The organism is Deinococcus multiflagellatus, assembly GCF_020166415.1.
GTDB classification, from domain to species: domain Bacteria; phylum Deinococcota; class Deinococci; order Deinococcales; family Deinococcaceae; genus Deinococcus; species Deinococcus multiflagellatus.
The window spans coordinates 1-896 of sequence record NZ_JAIQXV010000067.1 but is presented as its reverse complement, the minus strand read 5'-3'; the positions used below and the strand labels follow the sequence as shown (position 1 = coordinate 896).

Sequence of the window (896 nt, the reverse complement as noted above, 5' to 3'; positions counted from 1 at the left end):
GAAATTGCCAATCGATATGCACCTGGCGCTGGTTCCTCTCGTGCTCCCATCCTTCGACACGGCGGGCCAACTCTTCGCGGTTACCGATTCGACCACCGATCGCTTGCACGGAGAGGGCCGACAGTTCGATCTCGGCCATGTTGAGCCAACTGGCATGCTCGGGCGTGAAGTGCCACTCCAACCTGCGGGCCAATCGGCCCGCATGCGCTGGTTCGAAGGCCTCGTACAAAGCGTGCAGGCCATGGGTGTTGAGGTTGTCCGTCACCAGGACAACCTTTTCCGCGTCAGGGTAGTCCTCCTCCAAGATGCAGCGCAGTTCCTCCGCGAAATCAAGTTTGGTGTGTCGCTCCGTCAGACGCACACGACGTTTTCCAGCCAGCGGCTCCATACTCAAGAAGACGTTGACCGTGCCGTGTCGCGCGTACACGTAGTCTTCCCGTTCAGGCCGAGCGGCCTGAACAGGAAGGGAGCCGCGCGGTGTGCTGTGCAATTCCTTGGTTGTCTCGTCGACACACACCACTGGACGCTTTGAATCGTAAGGACGCGCGTACACGTCCAGCACGTCTTCCATTTTGGCGACGAACATTGCCCCTGGGCGGGGCAGGCACCAAGACTTCACTTGCCAGGGTTTGATCTCGTTTTTTTTAATCGCTGGTAGACCGTCACATTGCTGATGCTGTCCACGTGACCGAGAAAGACCATCTGCTCGGCCAGAAGCCGGAGAGTCCAGCGCTTGCGGTCGTCCGGAGGATGGCTGCATGCCAGCATCACCAGCTTGGCTTCAATGTCCCCTGTGATCTTGGGTGGGGCCCCTGTTCGGGGCCGCTCGTAGAGAGCGGCCTCCAAGCCCTCGAGCACGTATCGACGGCAGACACGACTGATTCGATCTGCATGAC

General features: G+C 59.5%; 2 protein-coding genes. Both read right to left on the bottom strand.

Features of this window, described 5'->3' with window-relative positions:
* A partial coding sequence (locus K7W41_RS23330; RefSeq protein ID WP_318010937.1) for an IS630 family transposase occupies nt 1-619 on the bottom strand: 619 nt, incomplete at its 3' end.
* On the bottom strand, nt 616-896 hold a 281-nt coding region (locus K7W41_RS23325), incomplete at its 5' end, for a helix-turn-helix domain-containing protein (protein WP_224612936.1). The genes K7W41_RS23330 and K7W41_RS23325, both read right to left, overlap by 4 nt.